General features: G+C 70.7%; 21 protein-coding genes and 1 pseudogene. 12 read left to right on the top strand and 10 right to left on the bottom strand.

All coding sequences use genetic code 11. From position 1 onward, the window contains the following. Positions 1-30 precede the first annotated feature (30 nt). A complete protein-coding gene (locus AC3IYI_RS02105) occupies positions 31-516 on the top strand; it encodes a DUF5709 domain-containing protein (RefSeq protein ID WP_489408561.1) in 486 nt (161 codons plus the stop codon). Here AC3IYI_RS02105 and AC3IYI_RS02100 read toward each other — a convergent pair. Continuing rightward, on the bottom strand, positions 496-2,136 hold the full coding sequence (locus tag AC3IYI_RS02100; RefSeq protein ID WP_489408560.1) for an IS200/IS605 family accessory protein TnpB-related protein: 1,641 nt from the start codon (positions 2,134-2,136) through the stop codon (positions 496-498). The two genes, AC3IYI_RS02105 and AC3IYI_RS02100, sit on opposite strands and share 21 nt — an antisense overlap. Positions 2,137-2,551: 415 nt before the next feature. On the opposite strand from AC3IYI_RS02100, the gene ctaD reads away from it, so the two are divergent. After that, a complete protein-coding gene (gene ctaD, locus AC3IYI_RS02095; protein ID WP_489408559.1) occupies positions 2,552-4,237 on the top strand; it encodes an aa3-type cytochrome oxidase subunit I in 1,686 nt (561 codons plus the stop codon). Then, on the top strand, positions 4,234-4,632 hold the full coding sequence (gene ctaF, locus AC3IYI_RS02090) for an aa3-type cytochrome oxidase subunit IV (RefSeq protein WP_489408558.1): 399 nt from the start codon (positions 4,234-4,236) through the stop codon (positions 4,630-4,632). Before ctaD ends, ctaF begins: the two co-directional genes overlap by 4 nt. 105 nt (positions 4,633-4,737) lie before the next feature. On the opposite strand, the gene qcrB is transcribed toward ctaF, so the two are convergent. After that, on the bottom strand, positions 4,738-6,399 hold the full coding sequence (gene qcrB, locus AC3IYI_RS02085; protein WP_489408557.1) for a cytochrome bc1 complex cytochrome b subunit: 1,662 nt from the start codon (positions 6,397-6,399) through the stop codon (positions 4,738-4,740). A gap of 231 nt (positions 6,400-6,630) precedes the next feature. Between qcrB and AC3IYI_RS02080 the strand changes: the two genes are divergently transcribed. Then, positions 6,631-6,792 carry a hydrophobic protein gene (locus AC3IYI_RS02080; RefSeq protein ID WP_489408556.1) on the top strand — a complete coding sequence of 54 codons (162 nt, stop codon included), beginning with the start codon at positions 6,631-6,633 and terminating at the stop codon, positions 6,790-6,792. Positions 6,793-6,907: 115 nt separating this feature from the next. Here the strand turns inward: AC3IYI_RS02080 and AC3IYI_RS02075 are convergent. Both AC3IYI_RS02075 and AC3IYI_RS02070 read right to left on the bottom strand, forming a co-directional pair. Beyond that, a pseudogene (locus AC3IYI_RS02075) lies at positions 6,908-7,063 on the bottom strand (DUF6766 family protein); the annotation flags it as partial. A 66-nt stretch (positions 7,064-7,129) separates the two neighbouring features. Next, complete coding sequence (locus AC3IYI_RS02070) at positions 7,130-7,294, bottom strand: hypothetical protein (protein ID WP_489408555.1); 165 nt, start codon at positions 7,292-7,294, stop codon at positions 7,130-7,132. Positions 7,295-7,807: 513 nt separating this feature from the next. On the opposite strand from AC3IYI_RS02070, the gene AC3IYI_RS02065 reads away from it, so the two are divergent. Next, positions 7,808-8,617, top strand: coding sequence for a polysaccharide deacetylase family protein (locus tag AC3IYI_RS02065; protein ID WP_489408554.1), 810 nt, complete (start codon positions 7,808-7,810; stop codon positions 8,615-8,617). 468 nt (positions 8,618-9,085) lie between these two features. Then, entirely contained in the window at positions 9,086-9,859 is a 774-nt protein-coding gene (locus tag AC3IYI_RS02060; protein WP_489408553.1) for a CAP domain-containing protein, read from the top strand. Between the two features lie 84 nt (positions 9,860-9,943). Here the strand turns inward: AC3IYI_RS02060 and AC3IYI_RS02055 are convergent, their stop codons facing one another. The 3 genes from AC3IYI_RS02055 to AC3IYI_RS02045 all read right to left on the bottom strand — a co-directional run bounded on the left by AC3IYI_RS02055 (position 9,944) and on the right by AC3IYI_RS02045 (position 11,882). Beyond that, positions 9,944-10,132, bottom strand: coding sequence for a DUF6381 family protein (locus AC3IYI_RS02055; protein ID WP_243332751.1), 189 nt, complete (start codon positions 10,130-10,132; stop codon positions 9,944-9,946). 170 nt (positions 10,133-10,302) lie between these two features. Then, a complete protein-coding gene (locus AC3IYI_RS02050; RefSeq protein ID WP_489408552.1) occupies positions 10,303-11,316 on the bottom strand; it encodes an NAD-dependent epimerase/dehydratase family protein in 1,014 nt (337 codons plus the stop codon). Further along, positions 11,313-11,882, bottom strand: a complete 570-nt coding sequence (locus tag AC3IYI_RS02045; protein WP_489408551.1) for a hypothetical protein — start codon at positions 11,880-11,882, stop codon at positions 11,313-11,315. Before AC3IYI_RS02045 ends, AC3IYI_RS02050 begins: the two co-directional genes overlap by 4 nt. Before the next feature lie 341 nt (positions 11,883-12,223). On the opposite strand from AC3IYI_RS02045, the gene AC3IYI_RS02040 reads away from it, so the two are divergent. The 6 genes from AC3IYI_RS02040 (at position 12,224) to AC3IYI_RS02015 (ending at position 16,615) form a co-directional block, all read left to right on the top strand. Beyond that, a complete protein-coding gene (locus AC3IYI_RS02040) occupies positions 12,224-12,547 on the top strand; it encodes a plasmid stabilization protein (RefSeq protein ID WP_489408550.1) in 324 nt (107 codons plus the stop codon). A 220-nt stretch (positions 12,548-12,767) separates the two neighbouring features. Continuing rightward, positions 12,768-13,322 carry a cysteine hydrolase family protein gene (locus AC3IYI_RS02035; RefSeq protein WP_489408549.1) on the top strand — a complete coding sequence of 185 codons (555 nt, stop codon included), beginning with the start codon at positions 12,768-12,770 and terminating at the stop codon, positions 13,320-13,322. Between the two features lie 32 nt (positions 13,323-13,354). Beyond that, entirely contained in the window at positions 13,355-14,158 is an 804-nt protein-coding gene (locus AC3IYI_RS02030) for an SDR family NAD(P)-dependent oxidoreductase (protein WP_489408548.1), read from the top strand. Between the two features lie 223 nt (positions 14,159-14,381). After that, positions 14,382-15,350, top strand: a complete 969-nt coding sequence (locus AC3IYI_RS02025; RefSeq protein ID WP_489408547.1) for an LLM class F420-dependent oxidoreductase — start codon at positions 14,382-14,384, stop codon at positions 15,348-15,350. Between the two features lie 13 nt (positions 15,351-15,363). Next, positions 15,364-16,041, top strand: coding sequence for an HAD family hydrolase (locus tag AC3IYI_RS02020; protein ID WP_489408546.1), 678 nt, complete (start codon positions 15,364-15,366; stop codon positions 16,039-16,041). 34 nt (positions 16,042-16,075) lie between these two features. Continuing rightward, on the top strand, positions 16,076-16,615 hold the full coding sequence (locus tag AC3IYI_RS02015; protein ID WP_489408545.1) for a SixA phosphatase family protein: 540 nt from the start codon (positions 16,076-16,078) through the stop codon (positions 16,613-16,615). Between the two features lie 54 nt (positions 16,616-16,669). On the opposite strand, the gene AC3IYI_RS02010 is transcribed toward AC3IYI_RS02015, so the two are convergent. The 3 genes from AC3IYI_RS02010 to AC3IYI_RS02000 all read right to left on the bottom strand — a co-directional run bounded on the left by AC3IYI_RS02010 (position 16,670) and on the right by AC3IYI_RS02000 (position 21,240). Then, on the bottom strand, positions 16,670-18,958 hold the full coding sequence (locus AC3IYI_RS02010) for a M48 family metalloprotease (RefSeq protein ID WP_489408544.1): 2,289 nt from the start codon (positions 18,956-18,958) through the stop codon (positions 16,670-16,672). Next, positions 18,955-19,488 (bottom strand): hypothetical protein, encoded by a 534-nt coding sequence (locus tag AC3IYI_RS02005; protein ID WP_489408543.1) that lies wholly within the window; start codon positions 19,486-19,488, stop codon positions 18,955-18,957. The genes AC3IYI_RS02010 and AC3IYI_RS02005 overlap by 4 nt, the downstream gene beginning before the upstream one ends. Before the next feature lie 504 nt (positions 19,489-19,992). After that, positions 19,993-21,240 (bottom strand): peptidoglycan-binding protein, encoded by a 1,248-nt coding sequence (locus tag AC3IYI_RS02000; RefSeq protein WP_489408542.1) that lies wholly within the window; start codon positions 21,238-21,240, stop codon positions 19,993-19,995. Positions 21,241-21,415 lie beyond the last annotated feature (175 nt).

The following is a 21,415-nucleotide window of genomic DNA, read 5'->3' as shown; positions in this document are numbered from 1 at the left end:
TCCGATGCCGGGAAGACGGAAGGGGGAACCATGAGCGAGACCGGTGCCCGCGGCGACGAGGTGTATCAGCCCCAGCCGGAGGACGAACCGTCCGAACTGCAGCCTGACATGGACCAGAGTCTCGGCGAGCCGAACACGGATGCCCAGCTGGACCAGGGGTACTCACCGCCGGAGCGGCCCTACGCGTGCGAGCGGAACGACACCACCGGTGAGGGCCAGAGCAGGGGCGAGAGCCTCGACGGCCGCCTCGCCCGGGAGCTGCCCGAGGACCAGGAGTTCCTGCCCGGAGATGGAATCGGGGATCTGGCGGACGGGCACGGCGAACCCGTCGATCCGCAAGCGGGTGGCGTCCGCGCGGGGCGGCTGGCCCCGGCCACCGCCTTCCCGCACGAGAACAGCGTCCTCGCACACGACGCCGGAGTCGATGGCGGGGCGGCCACGGCCGAGGAAGCCGCCATGCACGTCATACCGGATCCCGACGAGGAAGAACCGTTCCTAGCCAGTGTGCAGGAGTGAGTCTTGGACCCACTCACGCTTACTGGGCGCATCCCGAACGGTTTTGGATGCGCTGGGTCTCCGCTTTCTCTTCCCGCTCGGCGGCGCGTCTCTGGGGGCGTGGTCCGTGGCGGGTGGGCGGTTTCCCTCACGCCTGCGGGTGCCCGCTCCGGCCTGGGCGGTCCGATGCCCCGCACGATCACTCTGGTCGTGTGGGGGCGGTGCCGTCCGTCGCCGGATCGGGTGTGCGAGGGCGCGTCGTCCGATCGCGATGCCGGCGGCATCGTGACGGGACATCTTTCGGCGGGGGGTGACCAGCGGTTTCTGCCAGTGCTGGCCTCCCCACTGGGAGGTGTAGGCGGGATCGACTGCGACGATGGCGAGGCCGTGTTCGGCGGCCATCGATACGAGGCGGGCTTTGAGCTTGCCGGTCGGGATGCCGGAGATGAGCTGCCGGAACCGTTTCCTGCCGCCGTGCTTCTCCCGTGTTTTCTCGGCGGTGAAGTCGAGGTCTTCGATCGCGATGGCGTCGACGCCCACTTGCCTGGCCCAGTGCAGCACCTGGGTGAGGGCGTGGCGGATCTGCGCATCGCGGTGGTCGGCCGATCCGCTGAGGTCGTAAGGGAAGCGGTGTGGCTCGCCGATCGGGTTGCCGTGCCGGTCGAGTCGGTAGGCGGCGAAGTGGTCGGCATTGGTATCGACACCGACCACACCCTTCGCACGTGCCGTGGCGAGCGGGACCGTCTGAACGACGGGACGTTGCCAGGATGCGGTCAGGTACCAGCGGCCGCGTGTGACGTCCAAGTGGATTCGGTAGGCCACGGCCCGATTCGCTTCGATGCGCTCAGCCCATTCCGCGCCCCGGTGCGCGAACGCGATCCGGCAGGCCAGGACGTACCGGCCATGCTTGCCATTGGCCAAGTGTGCGAGCGGAGCCGGGAGCTTGATGCTGACCTCGCCATCGGGCGTGACGCGAATCGTCTCGTTCCCAAACCGCTTACCGGACTCGCCATCAGCGGCGAGAAACCAGCGTTCGGCTTCCCAACGGGCACGCCACCGCTCCTCGGTGAGCTGGGCTGCGGCCAGGTTGTGTCGGGTGTTCGCCAACCGCTTCCCACCCCTCACCACCCGGACCCGACCCGCCCGCCAGTCTGCGAGAGCGGCCTCATGGCGGGCCTCCAGGACGACGAGACGACGGGACTTGGTGAACCACTCGCTCCTGGAGCGGTAGCCGCCCGCCGCCCGCTTGGTGCCCTTCTCCCTGATGGGCAGGGACAGGCGGTGCTTCAGTGTTCTGATGCCGGCGTCCAGGCTCTGGATGTGTGCGGCCTGGCAGCGGCGGGCGAGTGCCCACTGATCGTGGCTGGCTTTGGTGATCGCCCCGGCGATCCGCGACGAGGATTCCTTCGTCAGCCCCCGCTTGCGGGCCGCCCAGGTTTCGGTGGAGTGGTTGGGGCCGTCCGCGCACCGCTGCTTGAGGTCGCGGGAAGCCAGGGTGCCCTGATGCTCGCCGACCAGCCGCAGAACCCTCTCGTCCTCCGCGCTCAGATTCTTCAGGCGGTCGCGTATCGCCACACCGGACGGACCGAGCGCCACGAACGAGGGAGCGATGGCGCGCAACTTCTTGACCAGATCAGCCATCGACAGCCGCCACGGACAGTGCCCCGGGCGGCCGCATGCTCGCGGAGTCGCGCCCGCATAGGCGGGCACGGAACGACGTCAGCGAGCTGCCCTCACGGAACCAGCGATACACACTCCGGGGACATACACCCCGTGCCTTCGCCCGCCCCGTGAGATCCACACACCCGACCGTAACGACACCCACCCACATGGGCCATCACTCACAAGAGTGGACCAAAGAACCAACAGCCTCCTACCCCCAGAGGCCCAGAACGCCAGGTGATCGAGGAGGCCCTTGCGCCTCACCCGATTGCCCGGCACACGAACGCTCGTGAGTGCGGCGCGCCGGGGGCCTACCGCCCGGCGGGGCCGCGGACTGCCAGGGTGGGCGGGCGGCGGCGACGGTGCGGCCGCCGTGTGTCCTGTGGGGAGGCCCATGGTGGCGGTCGAGAAGGACGTGGGACCCTCCGCATTCTCCGAGGCGATCGAGATCGAGATCGAGGCCGGCGAAGGGCGGGACAGGGCTGCCGTCGGTGCGCGTGTGCAGCGTCTGCTGTCGACCACCGATCACAAGACGATCGGCTACATGTACCTCGTCACCGCGTTCGGATTCTTCCTGTTCGCAGGGGTCCTGGCGTTGTTGATGCGGGCGGAGCTGGCGCGTCCGGGGCTGCAGATCGTCTCGGCCGAGCAGTACAACCAACTGTTCACGGTGCACGGCACGATCATGATGCTGCTGTTCGCCACCCCCACGTTCACAGGCTTCGCGAACGCGGTGATGCCGCTGCAGATCGGTGCTCCCGACGTCGCGTTCCCACGCCTGAACGCCTTCACCTACTGGGTGTACCTGTTCGGCGGACTGATGGTGGTCAGCGGGTTCCTGACGGCGAACGGATCGGCGGCCTTCGGCTGGTTCGCGTACGCGCCCCTCAACGGGGCGGTCTTCTCGCCAGGCATCGGCGCCGACCTGTGGATCATGGGCCTGGTGGTGTCGGGACTGAGCACCATCCTGGGGTCGGTCAACTTCATCACCACGATCGTGTGCCTGCGCGCTCCCGGCATGACCCTCTTCCGCATGCCGATCTTCACCTGGAACGTGCTGTTCACCTCCATTCTGGCGCTGCTCGCCTTCCCCGTCCTGGCCGCGGCGCTGCTGGCCCTGGAGGCGGACCGGAAGTTCGGTGCTCACGTCTTCGACGCCGCGAACGGCGGGGCGCTGCTGTGGCAGCACCTGTTCTGGTTCTTCGGCCACCCGGAGGTCTACATCGTCGCGCTTCCGTTCTTCGGCGTTGTCAGCGAGATCCTGCCGGTGTTCAGCAGGAAGCCGATCTTCGGCTACGTCGCCCTGGTGGGCGCGACCATGGCGATCACCGGGCTGTCGGCGACGGTGTGGGCGCACCACATGTTCGCCACCGGCGCGGTGCTGCTGCCGTTCTTCTCGCTGCTCTCCTTCCTGATCGCCGTGCCGACCGGCGTGAAGTTCTTCAACTGGATCGGGACGATGTGGAACGGCTCGCTGTCGTTCGAGACGCCGATGCTGTGGTGCACGGGATTCCTCGTCACGTTCCTCCTGGGCGGGCTGACCGGGGTGCTCGTCGCGTCCCCGCCCATGGACTTCCACCTCACCGACAGCTACTTCGTCGTGGCCCACCTCCACTACGTGCTGTTCGGCACGATCGTCTTCGCCACGTTCGCGGGCTTCTACTTCTGGTGGCCCAAGTTCACCGGCCGGATGCTCGACGAGCGTCTGGGGAAGATCCATTTCTGGACGCTGTTCGCCGGCTTCCAGCTCACCTTCCTCGTCCAGCACTGGCTGGGGGAGCAGGGCATGCCACGGCGCTATGCCGACTACCTGGCGGCCGACGGATTCACCCTCCTCAACACGCTGTCCACGATCGGGTCGTTCCTGCTGGGGCTCTCCACGCTGCCCTTCCTCTTCAACGTCTGGCGCACCGCCCACCACGGCGTACGCGTGACGTCCGATGATCCCTGGGGGTGGGGGAGGTCCCTGGAATGGGCGACGAGCTGTCCGCCGCCCCGGCACAACTTCCACGCACTGCCCCGCATCCGCTCGGATTCACCGGCCTTCGACCTGCACCACCCGGAGGTGAAGCCCCGATGAGGGCGGAAGCCTGGCTGTTCACCGGCGTCGCGGTGTTCTTCGCACTGACCGGCGGCGTCTACGCTGCGACGGCCGACGATCCGGCGGGCCTTACCGCGCTGATGGTCTCGCTCCTGATGTCCGCCCTCGTAGCCGCCTTCCTGTGGCGGCAGTTCTCCCGCGACGGGCAGCGGCCCGAGGACGACGGGAACGCGGAGGTCGCCGAGGGCGGCGACCGGCGCTTCTTCTTCCCCGCCCGCAGCTACGCCCCCGTCGTCACGGCGGCGGGAGCGGCGCTGATCGGGCTCGGAGTCGCACAGGGACTGTGGCTGACCCTGATCGGCTTCGGGATCCTCGCGCCCGGCCTGTTCGGCTTCGTCTTCCGCGCCGGCGGGCCGGATTCCGCGGATACCTGAGGGTGCGCGCCCCGGGCCTCCGGTCCGGCCGGACGCCTCACCTCTGCTCCGGCCTCACCTCCGGCCTCGCCTCACCTCCGCTCCGGCCTCACCTCCGGCCTCGCCTCACCTCCGGTCGGCGCGCTCCCTGCCGGGCTCGTCCGGTCCGGAGATGATGTCCTCGGCCCGGCTGCGGTCCTCCGCCGTGAGCGGAGAACGTGTCCGGTCGGCGTAGTACCAGCGGCTCAGCACACCGCGCAGGCGGGCCGGCCACGGCGCCCGCGCCGGGTCGGATCCATCCGACTGTCCCGGCAGCGGAGCGTTCACCTCGTACAGAGCGCTGACGTGGCGCTGCTCGGCGGGCAGCGGTACGTGCACCGGCTCGAAGCCGCCTCCCATGCTCTGGCGCACCTCGCCGCTCTCGGTTCCCCGCACCAGTTGCTCGGCGTCGCGGGCCTGGAGCGCGAGGCACAGGCGCCGCGTGAGCCAGAACGCGGCCGGCGGAAGGACCACGAGGGCGCAGCGGAAGGTCCAGGTGATGAACTGCAGCGACATCTCGGTGATGAAGGCGATGAGGTCCTGGGCGCCCGCCAGCAGCAGCACCGCGTACAGCGTGAGGACGGCGACTCCCAGTGCCGTGCGGGCGGGGCGGTTGCGGGGGCGGTCGCACAGATGACGCTCACCGTGCCGCCCGGTGATCCACCGCTCGAAGAAGGGATACCCGTACAGGCCGGCGAACAGGAGACCGGGGAGGACGACGCCGGGAACCAGCGGGTTCCACATGACGGTGTGCCCCCAGATCCGGGTCTCACCCCCGGGCATCAGACGGAGCGCACCCTCCAGGAACCCGACGTACCAGTCCGGCTGCGAACCGGAGGACACCACGTCCGTACGGTAGGGGCCGTACGCCCATACCGGGTTGATCTGGGCGAGTGCGCCGAGCACGGCGAGGACGCCCGCGGTCAGGAAGAACAGCCCGGCCGACTTGGCGGCGTAGTGCGGGAAGAACGGCTTGCCCACGACGTTGCGGCCGGTGCGGCCGGGACCCGCCCACTGCGTGTGCTTCAGGTGGACCACCAGCAGCAGGTGCAGCGAGACCAGCCCGACGAGCAGACCGGGAACGAGGAGGATGTGGACCGGATAGAGGCGCGAGACGATGTCCAGCCCTGGATACTCGCCGCCGAACGCGAAGAAGGACAGGTACGTTCCGGCGACCGGCACGGACAGCATGATCCCCTGGGCGGTACGCAGCCCCGTACCGGACAGCAGGTCGTCCGGGAGGGAGTACCCGGCGAACCCTTCCACCAGTGCCAGCAGCAGCATGGTCACACCGACCAGCCAGTTCGCCTCCCTCGGCCTGCGGAAGGCGCCGGTGAAGAAGATGCGCAGCAGGTGGGCGCCGATGGCGAAGACGAACACCAGGGCCGCCCAGTGGTGCATCTGGCGGATCAGCAGCCCGCCGCGCACCTCGAAGCTGATCCGCAGGGTGGACGCGTACGCCTCGGAGACCGGCAGCCCGCGCAGCGGGGCGTACGGGCCGGTGTACACGACGTCCCGCATCGACGGCTCGAAGAAGAGTGTGAGCCAGGTCCCGGTCAGCAGCAGGACGAGCAGGCTGTACAGGGCGATCTCTCCGAGGAGGAACGACCAGTGGTCCGGAAAAGCCTTGCGCACGGCGGATCGCGCGGTCTCGGCGAGCGGAAGGCGCGCATCCAACCCGTGGAAGGAACGGTCCGCCGCCCAGCCCACCCGCCGCGCGGCGCGGACCCGTGTCCTCTTCAGCAGCACTACGGCCTCCGCCCGTCAGGTCCCTGCGCGGAGCATGCCGCCCTCCAGGGCGTTCCAGGGGGAGGCACGCGACCGGGGCGGGGGAAACCACGTGATCGGCCCCCGGAACGCGGTCCGTCACGTACCGGACGGAACCCGTCGCCGGATGCGTGCAGGCCTTCGACTGTCCTGTCCGATGCGCAGGAGTGGGCGGGCCGGATCGGGGCACACGGCTATCGGAGGTTGATCGCCATGGTTCCCCTGATTCTCGTGCTCCTTCTGATCCTGATCCTCTTCGGTGCCGGCTTCGCGGTGGACTTTCTCTGGTGGATCGCGATCGCCGTTCTCGCGATCTGGCTGATCGGTTTCGTCGCCCGCCCCCAGGGCGGCGGCGGCCGCTGGTACCGCTGGTAGCAGCAGGCGTCGCCCCGGCGCGAGGCAGGGAAACCTGCCTCGACGGGTGTGAGGAGGTCCCATGACGGCCCTGACGTGGCACGGCAAGCGGGCCGTACGCGTCGACACCGTGCGGTCAGCCCTCGACTCCGGTGGAGGTGTGCGGGGTCCCGACGGGCTTGGATTCGGGGGATCCGCGCTGGCGCAGGTACACGGACAGGATCGCCATGGCCGCCACGGCGAGCAGTTCGGACTGCCAGTTCTGCAGCGAGCGGATCCAGAACTCATCGGATTCGGTTCCGGCCTTGTACGTCAACCACCCTTCAGGGAACACCGGTAAGGCTTGTCGCCCTGCGGCTCACAGTCGGCGGCGACCTGGGTGATCCCCGCCGGTGAGGGCCCGCTCGAAGGCGGCACGCTTGCGTCCATGGCCGTCCTCCCCGGTGGCGAGCGAGTCCCCGCCGGGTACCAGCTCCACGATCCCCTGTCCCGCCGCGCGAACCGGGTTCGCGTTGTGGGACACGGAAGAGTCCGCCCGCCCGGACCAATGCCCCACGCATCACGGTGGGTTGTGCCCAGACCCGCGCCGTGCGGGATGTGGGTCGGTCTCAGGCAGGAGCCCGAGCATGTCCAACAGCAGTGCCAGTTCGCTCGCGTCGGCGGCCCGTGAGGCGACAAAGCGGCGCGCTGCCGCACGGTCCGTGGTCCCGGAACACGCCAGGAATGCCGGCTCGTCACAACCAAAGGGATCCTTCACCCGGCCGATCCCACCACGCCCACCCACTCTGCGCACGTGCATTGGGCCGCTTGATCGACCGGCTTGATCGATGGGTGAGATCCGAAGGCAACGGTTGGGGTGCAAAGCGGGGACTGGAATCCGCGGCGGCGGGTCGGCGCTGGAGCGGGGTCGGACGTCCCGTCCGCGCCGGGCCTCCGGATGGGCCGATCGGGGGAGGACGGCCCCGGGGCGGACGCCCTAGCCTGGACCGGCAGGTGTGGGAGACCGGGGGGCCGAGTCAGAAGGAAGAGCGCCTCCATGGGCATCACCCGCAGTTCCGCAAGCCGTCTTCGGGCGGGATCCGCCGTGGCGGCTGCTGCCGTCCTCGTCCTGTCGGCGGCCGCCGGCGCATCGGCCCTCGCCGCCCCGAGCGGCCCGGCCGCCTCGGCCGACGGGTCGGCGGCGGGGTCGGCGGCGGGCTGGTCATCCGCTGCGAGCGCATACGGCCCGGCTCGGGTGCCGCTGGGGATCACCCGGCTGGCGCAGGGACCGGGTCACGACATCGCCATCACCATCGACGACGGTCCGGACCCGCGCTGGACGCCCCAGGTCCTCGAGGTGCTGCGGGAGAACCACGTCAAGGCCACGTTCTGCATGATCGGAACCCGTGCGCAGCAGTACCCGGCCCTGGTGCGCACGGTCGCCGCCGAAGGGCACCGTCTCTGTGACCACTCGGTGGACCACGACGTGACCATGGACCACAAGCCCGTCGCGTACCAGCGGCAGCAGATCCTCGACGGCAAGTCCATGATCGAGCAGGCCGTGCCGGGGGTCGCCGTCAGCTACTACCGCGCTCCGGGCGGCGCCTTCACCCCCGACAGCCGTGCGATAGCCGCCGCGAGCGGGATGCGGCCGCTGGGCTGGAGCGTGGACCCCAAGGACTGGAGCAGGCCGGGCCTGCCGGCGATCGTCGCCACGGTGGAGGGAAACCTGCCCGCGCAGCCGACGGTTCTCTTCCACGACGGGGGCGGCGACCGCAGCGAGACGGTCGCAGCGCTCAAGGAATACCTGCCGTGGCTCACGGCGCGGGGCTACACCTTCACCTTTCCGAAGCTCACCACCCCGTAGGCGCGCCGCCCCGTAGGCCCGCCGCCACCCGCTCGACGAGCGCGGCGCACTGACGCCCACTGACGGGAACGCCGTCCGGTTCCTCCTCCGGGTCGTGACATGCATCACGGCCCGCATGGCGCCGTGGCGCCTTCCGCGGAGATCGTCCGCCTCTGGACATTTCACTGTATGTGCCTGTTTGGCGTTGACATGCCGTACTCCGCCAGAAACGGAAGTCGGTGCTCCTGTTTCCTCGTCTTCAACAGGGCTGACGGGGGTGGGTTCTGTCGGCGGGCCAGGTGGGTGCCGGACGGGCCGCGACGGGGCGATGCACGATCTTCCGGCCGTTTCAAGCCGCGTCCCGGACGTCCTGCGCGGCTGAGCGGCGGCGGCTTGCCAGGCCGTCGGCGGGCTTCTAAGAATGGCGATTCCTCCGGCGCCTTCGCGGTCCGGCGCCGGGAGCTTCGCGATCACCGAGTGAGGTCCCGCATGAAGAAGCACCGTAAGAAGACGCACCACAGGAAAATAGCCGTCGCTGTCGGAGCACTGGCCCTCGTGGCCGTACCCACCACGGCCATGGCCTGCCTCGACCCGCAGGGGACCGGCCCGATCCGGTCCGTCGCAGCCGAGCAGGAGAGCCGTCCCTGGTACGCCGACTCCCACGGGGACCTCTACGGCGACCCCTACAGCGATCCCGGCGCGCAGCAGCAGGCCGCGGAGGTCCCGGTCCCGGTTCAGGTCGGCGGCCCCGCCGAGACCGTCGAGCAGCCGGTCGTCCAGCCGCCCGCCGAGACCGCGCCTCCCGCACAGCCCCCGTCGCAGCAGCCGGTGGAGCCGCCCGCCGAGCCGGCCGGGACTCCCGCGCCCTCCGACTCCGCGGCACCCTCCGGTGCTCCGGCCGAGGTCCTCGCGCTCGTCAACAAGGAGCGCGCCGCGGTCGGGTGCCCCGTGCTGACCGTCAACGAGAAGCTCACGAAGGCCGCGCAGGACCACAGTGAGGACATGGCCGCCCACTCCAACATGTCCCACACCGGCTCCGACGGATCCGACCCCGGTCAGCGGATCACCCGCGCCGGGTACGAGTGGAGTACCTACGCCGAGAACGTCGCGTACGGCTACGACACCGCCGCCCAGGTCATGGAGGGCTGGATGAACAGCCCGGGGCACAAGCGGAACATCCTCGACTGCAACGTCAAGGAGATCGGCATCGGCCTCGCGCAGCCCGGCCAGTACTGGACGCAGGACTTCGGCGCCACCCGCTGATCCGCCTGCCGCACGGCCGTACACGAGCGGGTCGGGCGGGTCGAGGGAATCGAGGGAGTCGAGCGGGTCGAGCGTCGAGCAGGTCTACATGGGGTCCATGGTCCCGCTGCCCCTGCCGTTCTCCCGCTCGCTCTTCTCCCTGATGTGCAGGGCCTTGGCGGTCAGCCGCTGCCGCTCCGCGGGATCGGTTGCCCGCTGCGCCGCCTGCTCCAGTTCCTGCGCCTTGTCGCGCATCTGCCGGGCCCGTTCGCTCGGCTGGCTTTCGGTGCTCATGACCGGTCCTCGATCGGGTCGGGGGTGTGCTCCTTCAAGCCAAGCAGGAGCAGGCCGGACCCGCCACCGTGGGCCGGCCGGACCGGCCCCCAAGGAAGCGGGTTCCGCCTGCCCCGCTACGGAGAGTGGCCGCACCCCCTGAAATCCAGGCCGGTGGGGTGAGGCCCTGGTCAGTGCCGGGAGGCGCCGGCCAGGGGCGCGGTGTCGAGCCCGGCGCCGTGGCGCAGTCCCACCAGGAACTCCGCGAACGCCTCCGTGGAGGTATGGGCAGGGGCCCAGCCCAGTTCCTCACGCGCCCGGCCGGCATCGAGCAGCGGCAGCCGCAGCACCGCGTCCAGGAGCCCCGGCGCGGCAGGAACGAGGTGGAGGCGCCAGGCGGCGGCGAGCCCGGCCCGGGCCGCTGCGGCCGGCAGCCCGATCGTACGGGCGTGCAGCATGCGGGCGATCGATTCGCTGTCGAGGACCGGGTCGGCGACCAGGTTGAACGGCCCGCGTACCGGCCACACGACAGCGGCCCGGTACGCCTCGGCGGCATCGTCGGTGTGCATGGCCTGGAAGCGCAGCCCGCGTATTCCGGGCACGGCGGGCACCAGCCCGGGTCGCACCAGCCACCACGGCAGCAGAGGGCCGGCGAAGATCCGGCGCTGCTCGGAGGCGGACGCCCGCTTGAACAGGAAACACGGCCGCATCCGCACCACCCGCATCTGCGGGTGCGCCTGCTGGAAGCCGTCCAGGTACCGCTCCAGGTACGCCTTCTCCCGGGTGTACGCGGCCGCGGGCCAGCCGTGCGTGGGCCAGGACTCGTCCACCGGCCGGCCGTCGTCGGGACCGGGGGAGTAGGCCCCGACCGACGAGGCGTGCACCAGTGCGTGTACCCCGCTCCGTGCGCAGGCCTCGAAGACGCGCACCGAGCCGAGTACGTTCGTCTGCCAGGTCTCCACTGGATCGTGGGTGGGCTGGAACTTCCACGCCAGGTGCACCACGGCGTCGGCGCCGCGGAAGAGCCGGTCCAGGTCGCTGCCGCCGGGAGCGACGTCCGCCGCCTCCCAGCGCACCCCGTCCACCCGGTGGGCGGGCCGGCGGCGGGCCACACCAGTCACCTGGGACACGCCCGGATCGCCGGCCAGTGCGTGGATCACGCTGGTGCCCGCGTTGCCGGTCGCTCCTGTCACCACGACCTTCATGACGCCCACCCCGCCTTCTGCGCCCGCCCGGCGCCGTGGTGCGCAGGGGCCGGTGCCGCCCGGGGTGCGCTGCGCAGGGCGCGGCCCACGGCTGCCAGCCGCAGCGCCTCCAGGGTGTCGGCCTGGCGTTCGGCACGTGCCAGGAGCCGGCCCATGGCCTCCGCGTCCAGCAAGGGGTCCGAGCGGGCCAGTGTGTGCAGGGTCCGCCAGAGTTCCTTCTTGCCTTCCACTCCGAGCCTGATCGCCTCCAGTTCGAGGACGTCGCTCAGGGGCGAGCGTGAGAGCAGCCTGCCGTTGGCCTTCAGCCGCCCCGCCTGGGCCGCGGCGATGCCCAGGAGCATGCGGATGTTGTTCGCGGGTACGCCGAGAGCCATCATGACCTCGCGCAGGCTGTCGCGGTCCTCGGTGACTTCCTTGGCCAGGGCGGCCAAGCGCGGCCCGGCCTCGGTGTCGCGGTGGGCACGTGCCGTCCGCTTGACGAGGGCGATGCCCGCTCCCGCACCGGTGAGGTGGTCATTGAGGTAGATGCCCAGCAGATGGCGGGGGTCCGGGGCGATGCGTTTCATGGGGAGGTCTCCGATCGGTGGTGTTCCATGGCCCTGCTTCTTCTCGGCCGGTCCGCCGGCAGCACATCCCGCGTCTTCCCGTTCAGGGGCCCGGCACACGATGCGGTCTTGCCGAGGCTCAGGCCGACGCGCTCCCGGAGTGAGGCCGTCGCCTACGGGTAGGCGCACCATGCCCCCGGTTCCTACCCGGACAGCGCCCTTCCGGCAGCCCGCCGGGCCGAGGGTTACTGATCTGCCTGTTGGCTGTCGTCGTAGCGCTGTTCTTTCTCGCCCGCGTGTGGGCAGGCGCCGGGTCGGTCCGGTGGATCCGCCACGGGACCGACAGGAAACGAGGAGAGGCCATGCCTCGCGGTTCAAGTCCCAAGCGTGAACGACAGTACGAGCACATCAAGGAGAGCGCCGAGGAGCGCGGTGAGAGCACGAAGCGGGCGAAGGAGATCGCAGCCCGCACGGTCAACAAGGAACGCGCGCGTTCCGGCGAGTCGAAGACCGCGAGCCGGTCGTCGATACAGGACATGTCCTCATCGAAGCGGGGCGGGCAGCGCTCTCACAGCGGCTCGCAGGGTCCTACGAAGGAGCAGCTGTACAACGAGGCGAAGCAGCGGAACATCGAGGGCCGTTCCAAGATGGACAAGGCCGAACTCAAGCGGGCCCTCGGCCACTGACCAGGCGAAATGTCCGCCGTCAGCCCAGCTCCGTGGTCGGCCGGGAGCCGCACGGGGCGGGTGGAGCACCACGCAACGCAAGACGAGGACGGGAGAGCGGCGGTCCTTCGGCCTGAAGGGTCTCGTCGCGAGGAGGGCGTCATGACGCCCGCAGGCCGGCTGCGATGCACGAGGCGGTCCACCCATGGTCCGCGGATCGCCGGTCTGCGAGGTGATCATCATGGCGACGAGCGCTCTTGTCGTCATCGACATGCTGAACACGTACGACCACGAGGACGCCGACGCCCTCGTGCCGAGCGTCGCGCGCGCCCTGCCCGCAGTGGTGAACCTCCTCGCAGAGGCCCGTAGACGCGGCCTCCCGGTGATCTACGCCAACGACAACTTCGGGAAGTGGCGCTCCCACCACGGCGAGATCCTGGACGTCGCCCTCACCGGCCCGCACGCCGACCTCGTCGAGCCGGTGCGCCCCGACGAATCCGCGTACTTCGTCGTCAAGGCGCGCCATGCCGTCTTCTACGAGACGCCCCTCGCGTACCTGCTCGGATCGCTCGGTGTGGACCACCTCATCCTGTGCGGGCAGATCACGGAGCAGTGCGTGCTCTACTCCGCCCTCGACGCACACATCCGCCACCTCTCGGTCACGGTCGCCCGGGACGCCGTCGCGCACATCCACCGGGACCTGGCCGACGCGGCCCTGCGCATGATGGAGACGAACATGTCCGCCCGGGTCGTCCCCGCGGCCGATGCCTTCCAGGGCGCCACCGGGGCGAGGTGAGTGCACGGCCCTCGGCCGGGTAGCCGCAGGCCATGAAGACTCAAGAACGTCCGCTGGCCCTCGTCACCGGCGCCTCCAGCGGTATCGGACTGGAGCTCGCACGGGAATGCGCACGCCACGGGTACGACCTCGTGATCGCGGCCGAGAACGAACTCATCCACGAGGCCGCGGCCCAATTGGGCGTGTACGGAACCGCGGTGGACGCCGTACGTACGGATCTCGCGACCCAGGACGGCGTCGAACTGCTCACGGGCCGGCTGCGTGCCCGCGGCCGGCCCGTGAGCACCGCCGTCCTCAACGCGGGCATCGGGCGGGGCGGCGCCTTCCTGGAGACGGATCCGGAGGCCTCGGCCAGGGTGATCGACCTCAACGTCTCCTCGACCGTGCTGCTCGCCAGGACCCTGCTGGCGGACATGGCAGCGCGCGGGGAGGGACGGATGCTGATCACCTCGTCGGTCGCGGCCGAGCTGCCCGGGCCCTACAACGCCGTCTACAACGCGTCCAAGGCCTTCCTGCTGTCATTCGCCCGTGCTCTCGGCGATGAACTGCGGGGCACCGGCGTCACGGTCACCGCTCTGATGCCCGGCGCGACCGACACACGGTTCTTCGTGCGGGCGGGCATGCTGGACACCCGGCTGGGGCGTTCGAAGAAGGACGACCCCGCGCGCGTCGCGGGCCAGGCCTACCGGGCGCTCATGGCCGGTCGGCGCCGGAAGGTGGCGGGCTCCCTGCGTACCAGGACCGTGGAACTGCTCATCCGCGCACTTCCCGCCGAGGCCAAAGCCTCCCTCCACGCGTACGGGGCGCGCCCCCACGGCAGCGCGAGCCACCTGTAAGGCCGGCCTGTCCCTGCCGCCGGAATGAACCGAGACGAATCGGGCAGGCGCGGCGTAGCCGGCAGGCACTCGGGCCGGCTCGGCGGCGGCGCCACCCCGGGCGGCATGCGCCCCCGGTGACCTCTACGGCGCCCCGGGCCGCCCATGAGCTCCGCCCGGCCGGAGCGGCCCGCGGGCGCCGGGTGCACGAAGCAACACCGGGCTACCGGAAGGACACACAGCCATGGCGGTGCGCATCGGGTACACGATGATGACCGAGCAGGCAGGTCCGCGCGAGCTGGTGGCGCACGTGGTCGGAGCGGAGAAGGCCGGGTTCGACTTCTCGGTCGTCTCGGACCACTCCTTCCCCTGGCTGACATCGCAGGGGCACGCGCCGTACGCATGGAGCGTCCTGGGCGCGGCCGCGCACGCCACCTCCCGGATACCGCTCATGACGTTCGTGACCTGCCCGACGTTCCGCTACCACCCCGCGGTCGTCGCGCAGAAGGCCGCGACCATGCAACTGCTCTCCGAGGGCAGGTTCCGTCTGGGACTCGGCTCCGGCGAGAACCTCAACGAGCACATCGTCGGTGCGGGCTGGCCCGCCGCCCCTGTACGCCTGGAGATGCTCGACGAAGCCGTCGACATCATCCGGCGCATGTTCACCGGTGAGTACGTGAGCCACCACGGCGCACACTACGACGTCGAAAACGCCAAACTCTGGGACGTCCCCGACGAGCCGCCCCCGATCGGGATCGCCGTGTCCGGACCCCGCTCGTGCGAGCTGGCCGGCCGCCGCGGCGACCTCGTGATCGCCGTGGAACCGGAACGGGAGCTGCTGGAGCGGTTCGACGCCCACGGCGGAGCGGGCAAGCCGCGCGTCGGTCAACTTCCCGTCAGCTACGACACCGACCGCGGGGCGGCGCTGGCCCGGGCGCACGAGCAGTTCCGCTGGGCCCTGTGCGGCTGGAAGGTCAACACCGAACTCCCCGGCCCCGCAGGCTTCGAGCAGGCCTCGCAGCACGTTCGCCCCGAAGACGTCGCCGAGGCCATCCCCTGCGGTGATGACGTGGACGCGTTCGTCGAGGCCGTACGCCCCTACGCGGAAGCGGGGTTCACCGACGTCGCCCTCGTCCAGATCGGCGGCGACCGGCAGGAACCGTTCCTGGAGTGGGCGCGGGCCGCACTGCCGCCCGCCCTCCGCGAGCTGTGAGGAGACCGCCGCCATGACCCTCAACCGCGCCGCCCTCTTCGACGTCGACGGCACCCTCGCGGACACCAACCACCTCCACGTCATTTCCTGGTGGGAAGCGCTGCGCCAGCACGGCCACCACGTACCGATGCACGACATCCACCGGGCCGTCGGCCTGCCGGGCGAAGACCTCCTCGACCACCTCCTGGAGGACGATCGCGACCGGGGCGACGACGAACTGCTGAGCGCCGCCCACGACACCCTGTACGCCACGTACTTCGACCGGCTGCCCGCCCTGGACTCTGCGGCCGACCTCCTGCGGATCCTGTCGGAGGCGGGCTGGAAGGTCGTGCTGGTCACCTCCGCGAAGGACCGGGAACTGGACGCCCTGCGCCGGGCCATCGACGCCGACGACGCCATCACCGACACCGCGACCTCCGACGACGTCGAGCAGGGCAAGCCCGCCCCCGATCCCCTCCACCACGCACTCGAACTGGCGGGGGCGACGCCGGAGCGCGCGGTGTTCGTCGGCGACACCGTGTGGGACATGAAAGCCGCGGTACGCGCCGGGGTGACCGGGATCGGGCTGCTCTGCGGCGGCATCCCCCGCGGTGACCTGGAGGAAGCGGGAGCGGCCGCCGCCTACCGGGACCCGGCCGACCTGCTGGCCGACCTGGCCGACAGCCCGTTCTCCGCGGTGGCATCCGAGTGAACCCGGCCGTAGAAGCCGTTTGGAGGAGTGGATCATGGCCGCGATCAACGGTGAACGCCTGCTCGTGCTCGTGCGGCACGCCAAGTCCGTCCCCAAGGACGCGGCCCCCGACTTCGACCGGCCGCTGGCCGACCGCGGCCGGCGCGAGGCACCGAAGGCGGGGGAGTGGCTGGCCGAGTCCGGATGCCGGCTCGACTTCGTGCTGTGCTCGTCGGCGCGCAGGACCCGCCAGACATGGCAGCTGGTGGTGCCGGGGCTGAGCGAACCGCCCCCCGTCGTCTACGAGGGCCGCCTGTACAACGCCTCCTCGGAGACCCTGATGGCCGTACTCGGTGAGACGGACGAGTCCGTCACCGGCCTGCTGGTGGTGGGACACAACCCGGGCATCCACGAACTGGCCGTCGCCCTGTGCGGGAACGGTGGGAACGGCGGGCGGAACGAGAAGAGCCTTCTGCACCGCATCCACGAGGGATTCCCCACCGCGGCCGTCGTCGTCGTGGCCCTGCCGGGCGGCTGGCAGGAGCTCGCGCCCGGAGCGGGCCGGCCGGAGGCCTTCTGGTCTCCGCACGCCTGACGGCGGTCCGGAACGCCGTACCCGGTGGCTGCGGCAGGACGCGAGGACAGATGTTCACTGATGGGGATGGCAGGGGTGGACGTGGCGCGGCTCCAGCCGGCCTTCGGGGGCGAGCCCGAGCAGTGCGGTCCTGAGCTCGGGGAACGTGGCGGGGTCGCGGAGCTCGAAGCGGTACGTCGCCGCGTGCATGGTCTCGGCGGTGGCCTCAGCGGCGAGGGGCACCTTTATGCGTAGGGCCCTCTGGTAGTTCCGTTCCCAATTCTCGTACTCCGCCGTGCCGTTGACGGCGTAACGCTTGGCTTCGTCGTGGACGGCCCGCAGGTCCGCCTCCACGGTACGGAACCTGTCGGACGCGGTGATGCCCTCCTCCTCGCTGCCCAGATACACGATCACCCATCCGCCCCAGGGGGCATACGGAGAGCAGTAGAGGGGCCTGTCCGGATCAGGGCTGCGCCAGGCCATCGCGGTGGTCACCGTCGCGAGCACCAGGCCCATCACCAGGACCGTCCTGCGCAGCCGTCCCGGTCCGCCGCTTCCTCGTAGCCCCAACGCCGCCACCACGAACGCGGCGAGCGAGAAGGCGAGGATCCATGCCTGGCCGTCCCCGAAGGCGGCAAGCATGAGCCGCACGTGCTGATCGCCCTCCTCGATCATGCGGATGGACTCCTTCGCGGCGGCCGTGCTGGTCACCAGCAGGACAAGAGTCCATGCAGCGAGCACCGTCGTACCACCGGTCCGCACGACGTGCCGGATCCGGTCCGTGAGATGCGCCGGGGCAGCGAGGAACACGACCCGCAAGGCGAGCAGCGGAGCGGCGGTGACGAGCGCGCAGAACGCCAGGACTTCGAAGCCGCCCAGCAACAGGAGGGCGAAGGCGCCGGTACCCACGAGGGCCGCCCCCACCGCCAGCAGGAGCAGGTACCCGGCATGGGGGGCGCGTGGCGTCCGGGAAGGCGCGGACACCGCACGGGCTACGGCCCACGGCCAGCAGGTCAGCACCGCACAGCACGCGAACAGGGAGATCAGGGGCAGGGTGGCGAGGGGGATGCCCGCGGAGTCCGACCTGTAGGGGGTGAGCGCAGTGCCCAGCAGCACTCCCAGGGCGAGGAGCCCCGCTTGGCGCAGCGGCTGCGGCGGTCGTCCGGCCGCCTCGCTGTTCCAGGTGTGCCTCCACATGCCGAGCGCGGCGAAGACACCCAAGGGCGCCCCGGCGAGTGCGGCCGTCGCGAGGACGATCCCTTCCTCGGCCGGCCCGTGGCCGTACCAGACCGACAGGGCGTGGGGCGCGGTGGCCAGCAGCGCTCCTACGAAGAACCCGGCGAGGAGGGCGTACCCGGGGCTGAACCTCAGCAGCGGAGCCGGGTCGCGGATCAGGGACGCGCGCTGCTTGGACGGGCGGTGGGACGAGAAAAGGTGGGGCGCGTGCTCGAACGGACGGTTGACGGGCCGCTTGTGGCGCGGGCCGGTCCGGTCGTCGTACAGGGCCCAGGCGAGGTCCTCCGCTCCGCTCTCCCCGTACTGTGCGGCGCGCTGGTCGGCGTAGTCCTCCCGGGCCCGGTAGAACTCCAGCACCATCAGCTCGACCGCCAGCGCGAACAGCAGTGCGGCGACGGCGGAGCCGATCAGTTCCCAGCGTCCGTCGAGGATCCCGAAGACGAGGCTGACGGGTACCACGGTCAGCACCTGCACGCCATTGGCCCAGCGGACACCGGTGGCCAGGTTGTGCAGGGGGACGTCCCGGTTCCGCAGATGGGCCAGTTCGTGCCGGACGATCGCGTCGAAGCTGTTGGCGAGCTCCGGTTCCTCTTCCTCGTCCTTGCTTCCCAGGGCAAGGATCACCGGTCCCAGGGCGAGATAGGGGCGCAGGCCGAAGAGGTCCGTCCCCGATGCCATCGCGTAGGGCCGCATGCCGAAACGGTTCGACCCGGTACCCGTACCGCGGTTCTTGTCCCTGCGGCTCTCTTTGAGGAGCGTCGGAGCATTCCGTACGCCCATCTCCTTCGACAGGGCGTTGATGCGCTCGACGACACCGGGGAACCTGCCCGGGTCGAGCGGCGTGCACTTCCGGCGACGCAGGCGGTCGCGGAAGGCGAAGGTCCCGACGGCAAGGTAGTTGACCCACTGCGCGGTCAGGAGGAGATGGGCGAGGCCCCGGCCACCGGCGTGAGGGTAGGAGCCCAACGCCGATACGAAGAAGTTTCCCGAATACACCGTGGCTGCCATCAGCAGCAGCAGGAGCCGTGTGTTGAGCGGGAAGGCGAACAGGTCGAACGTCGCACGGCGCCGCGGTCGATCCGTCAGGGCGCGGTTCGGAGTGCTCTCCGGGGCCCTGCCGGGGGTCACCCGGCTTCGCCCAGGCCGTCGAGCAACTCCTCGAGGGCGTCGGCGAGCCTGGTGGCCCGTTCCTCGCTCAGCCCCGCTTCGCGGCTGAGCCGGAGGATGCCCGCACGACGTTCGGGGCCCGGCTCGACCGTCCCGGATTCCGGGGCCCCCGGCACAGCGGGGGGCTCTTCCTGCACCTTGCGGCCGAAAAGGCGGCGCACTCCCTTGACCGCGCTGTCCGTACGGCGCTCCGTCGAGTCGCTCAGCCGCTGTTTGACGCCGTCCAGAACGCCATCGCACAGGGCGACGACCACGTAGATGACCGCGGGCCCCACGACCCCCCAGACTTCGGCGGCATCGATCTCGCCCGGAGCGGTACGCCGTCGGCGCCTGCGCCCCCCACGGTGTTCGCGGGCCTCCTCGACGTACCCGGATATGCCTTCTTCGAAGGCAGCCACCTCTTCCGGTGCGACCTTCCCCAGGACCGCGAGAGCAAGGCGCTCGACATCGATGCCCTGACCGCCATGGGATTTCTGCCCGCGCTCGCTCATGAAGCCCCCACCCTCCGTACGCCCCGGCCCAACCCCTTGGCCGCCCGATCCACCCCGCGGGATCGCCGGGTCCCTACCCCGCTCCACTCCGGGGGAACCACGTCCGTGCAGCCGGGTGCCGGGCGCGGCGACCGCGCCGGCGGGCAGGGTGCTGTAGTGGCCGGCGATCCGGCGGGCAGCTCGTTGACGAACAGTCCTATTTCTAAGTCAAGTTCGGGCGTCCGGATGGACAGTGGAACGGACGAGCGGCCTCCTCCTCCAGCCGTTTCTCCAGGTCGGCCGCGTCTTCCGGTGCTTCGAGCTGCACCAACTCGGGCCGCTGAGCCGCAGGTTCCTGCCATACCCGGCCGTCACGCTCCACCAGCCGGGCGGCAAGGGCCGATCCGCCGCCGCAGGGGGGCTGCACGGGCGGGGCCCGCCCGACGTACCGACCGGCCCGCACCGTGGAGCCGGCCGGCACGTCTCCACCATGCCACCGGGGCGGCCCGAGCGGCGGCCCGGGTGCTACGCGAAGAGCCGGCGCCAGGTCTCCGGGCCCGGGTAGCCGTCCGCCTGCGCGCCGCGCCAGCCCTGGGCCCGCTGGAACGCCTCCACGTTGCGCCGGTCGCTTTCGGACCAACGGGGTCCCGGGCCTTGGGAGTAGTGCTGCCCGTAGCCGCGCTCCACGAGCCGGCGGCCCAGCTTGGCCACGTGGTCGTTGGACTGTCCGGGACGGAAGTGCTGCCGGCCCGGGAAGGCGGAGCCGGTCGCCGGTCCGTCGCCCCCGGCGGCGATGTCGCGTCCCGTGCCGCTGGTGAGGAGGGTCCAGGTGGCCGGACCGGGCATGCCGTCGGCCTCCGCGCCGCGCCACCCCTGGGCCTCCTGGAAGGCCTTGGTGGCGGCCCGGTCCGCCGAGCTCCACACAGGTCCCGGGCCGGAGGTGTAGAAACGCCCTCCGCCGCGCGCCACGAGCATCTCGCCGAGCCGGGTGACGTGCGCGTTGTTCGCCCCGGTGCCGAAGGCGCGTGTCCCGGGGAACGTGCCGGGAGTCTCCGCGCCGCCGCCTTCGCGCAGGCCCGTGTAGCGGTAGGCCACGTATCGCGAGGAGTTGTTCCAGTACGCGTACGGGGTGGTGCGCTTCAGGGTGTGCGGGCGGGTCTGCTCGTAGGCGGTGTACCGGGTCCTGGCCGAGTCGGCCCAGCCGCCGAAGAGCACCACGTGGGAGCCCGCGCCGGGGTTCGAGGGGTTGTGGAACAGCAGCATGTCGCCGGGTAGCAGCTCGGATGTGGAGATGCGCTGCCCGTACTGGTCCAGGCTGCCGGTCCACTGGTTGGAGCCGAGCCCCCAGGCCATCGACACGAAGCCGGAGCAGTCGGTCCGGTAGCCGTTCCGGTAGGCGTACATGCTGTACGGAACCTTCGCGTCCACCCACTGCTGGGCGCGGCGCATGATCTCGGCCCGGGTGACGGAGGTGGCTTCCGGGGCGTCCAGGCGCTTGGCCGGGGTCCGTGCGAGCGGGCCGGCCGGCCCCTGCGGAGTGGATGCCGTGCCGTCGGGAAAGGGGGAGCGCCCCGTTTCGACGGCCTGGGCGGCGGTGGCGGCAGGCCCGGGGAGCACGGCCAGGCCGCAGGCTCCGGCAACCGTGGCCACGGCCATGGCGCGGACCCGTCCGCGCGGGGTGTGCCGGGCGACGGCGGAGCGTCGCTCGGTTCGGCAGCCAGGGCAGGGGCAGTTCGTATCCGGCTGTATCTCGGTGAACGCTATCAGGGACATGATGGGATGAATCCCTCCGCATAGGTTGAAAAGGTCCTAACTTGATCATGATCTGCGGGCGTGCCGGGAGGGGCTCACGTCCCGCGGGGCGAAAGCCGGCGTGTCGCACGGCTCGCCCCGCGCGCGGTGATCCCGTCACCGGCTCCGGGTCTCCGCGCCCTGTGCCTGCCGTTGT

This window comes from Streptomyces sp. GL_148, assembly GCF_057834205.1.
This window is presented reverse-complemented; position numbering and strand designations above follow the sequence as displayed.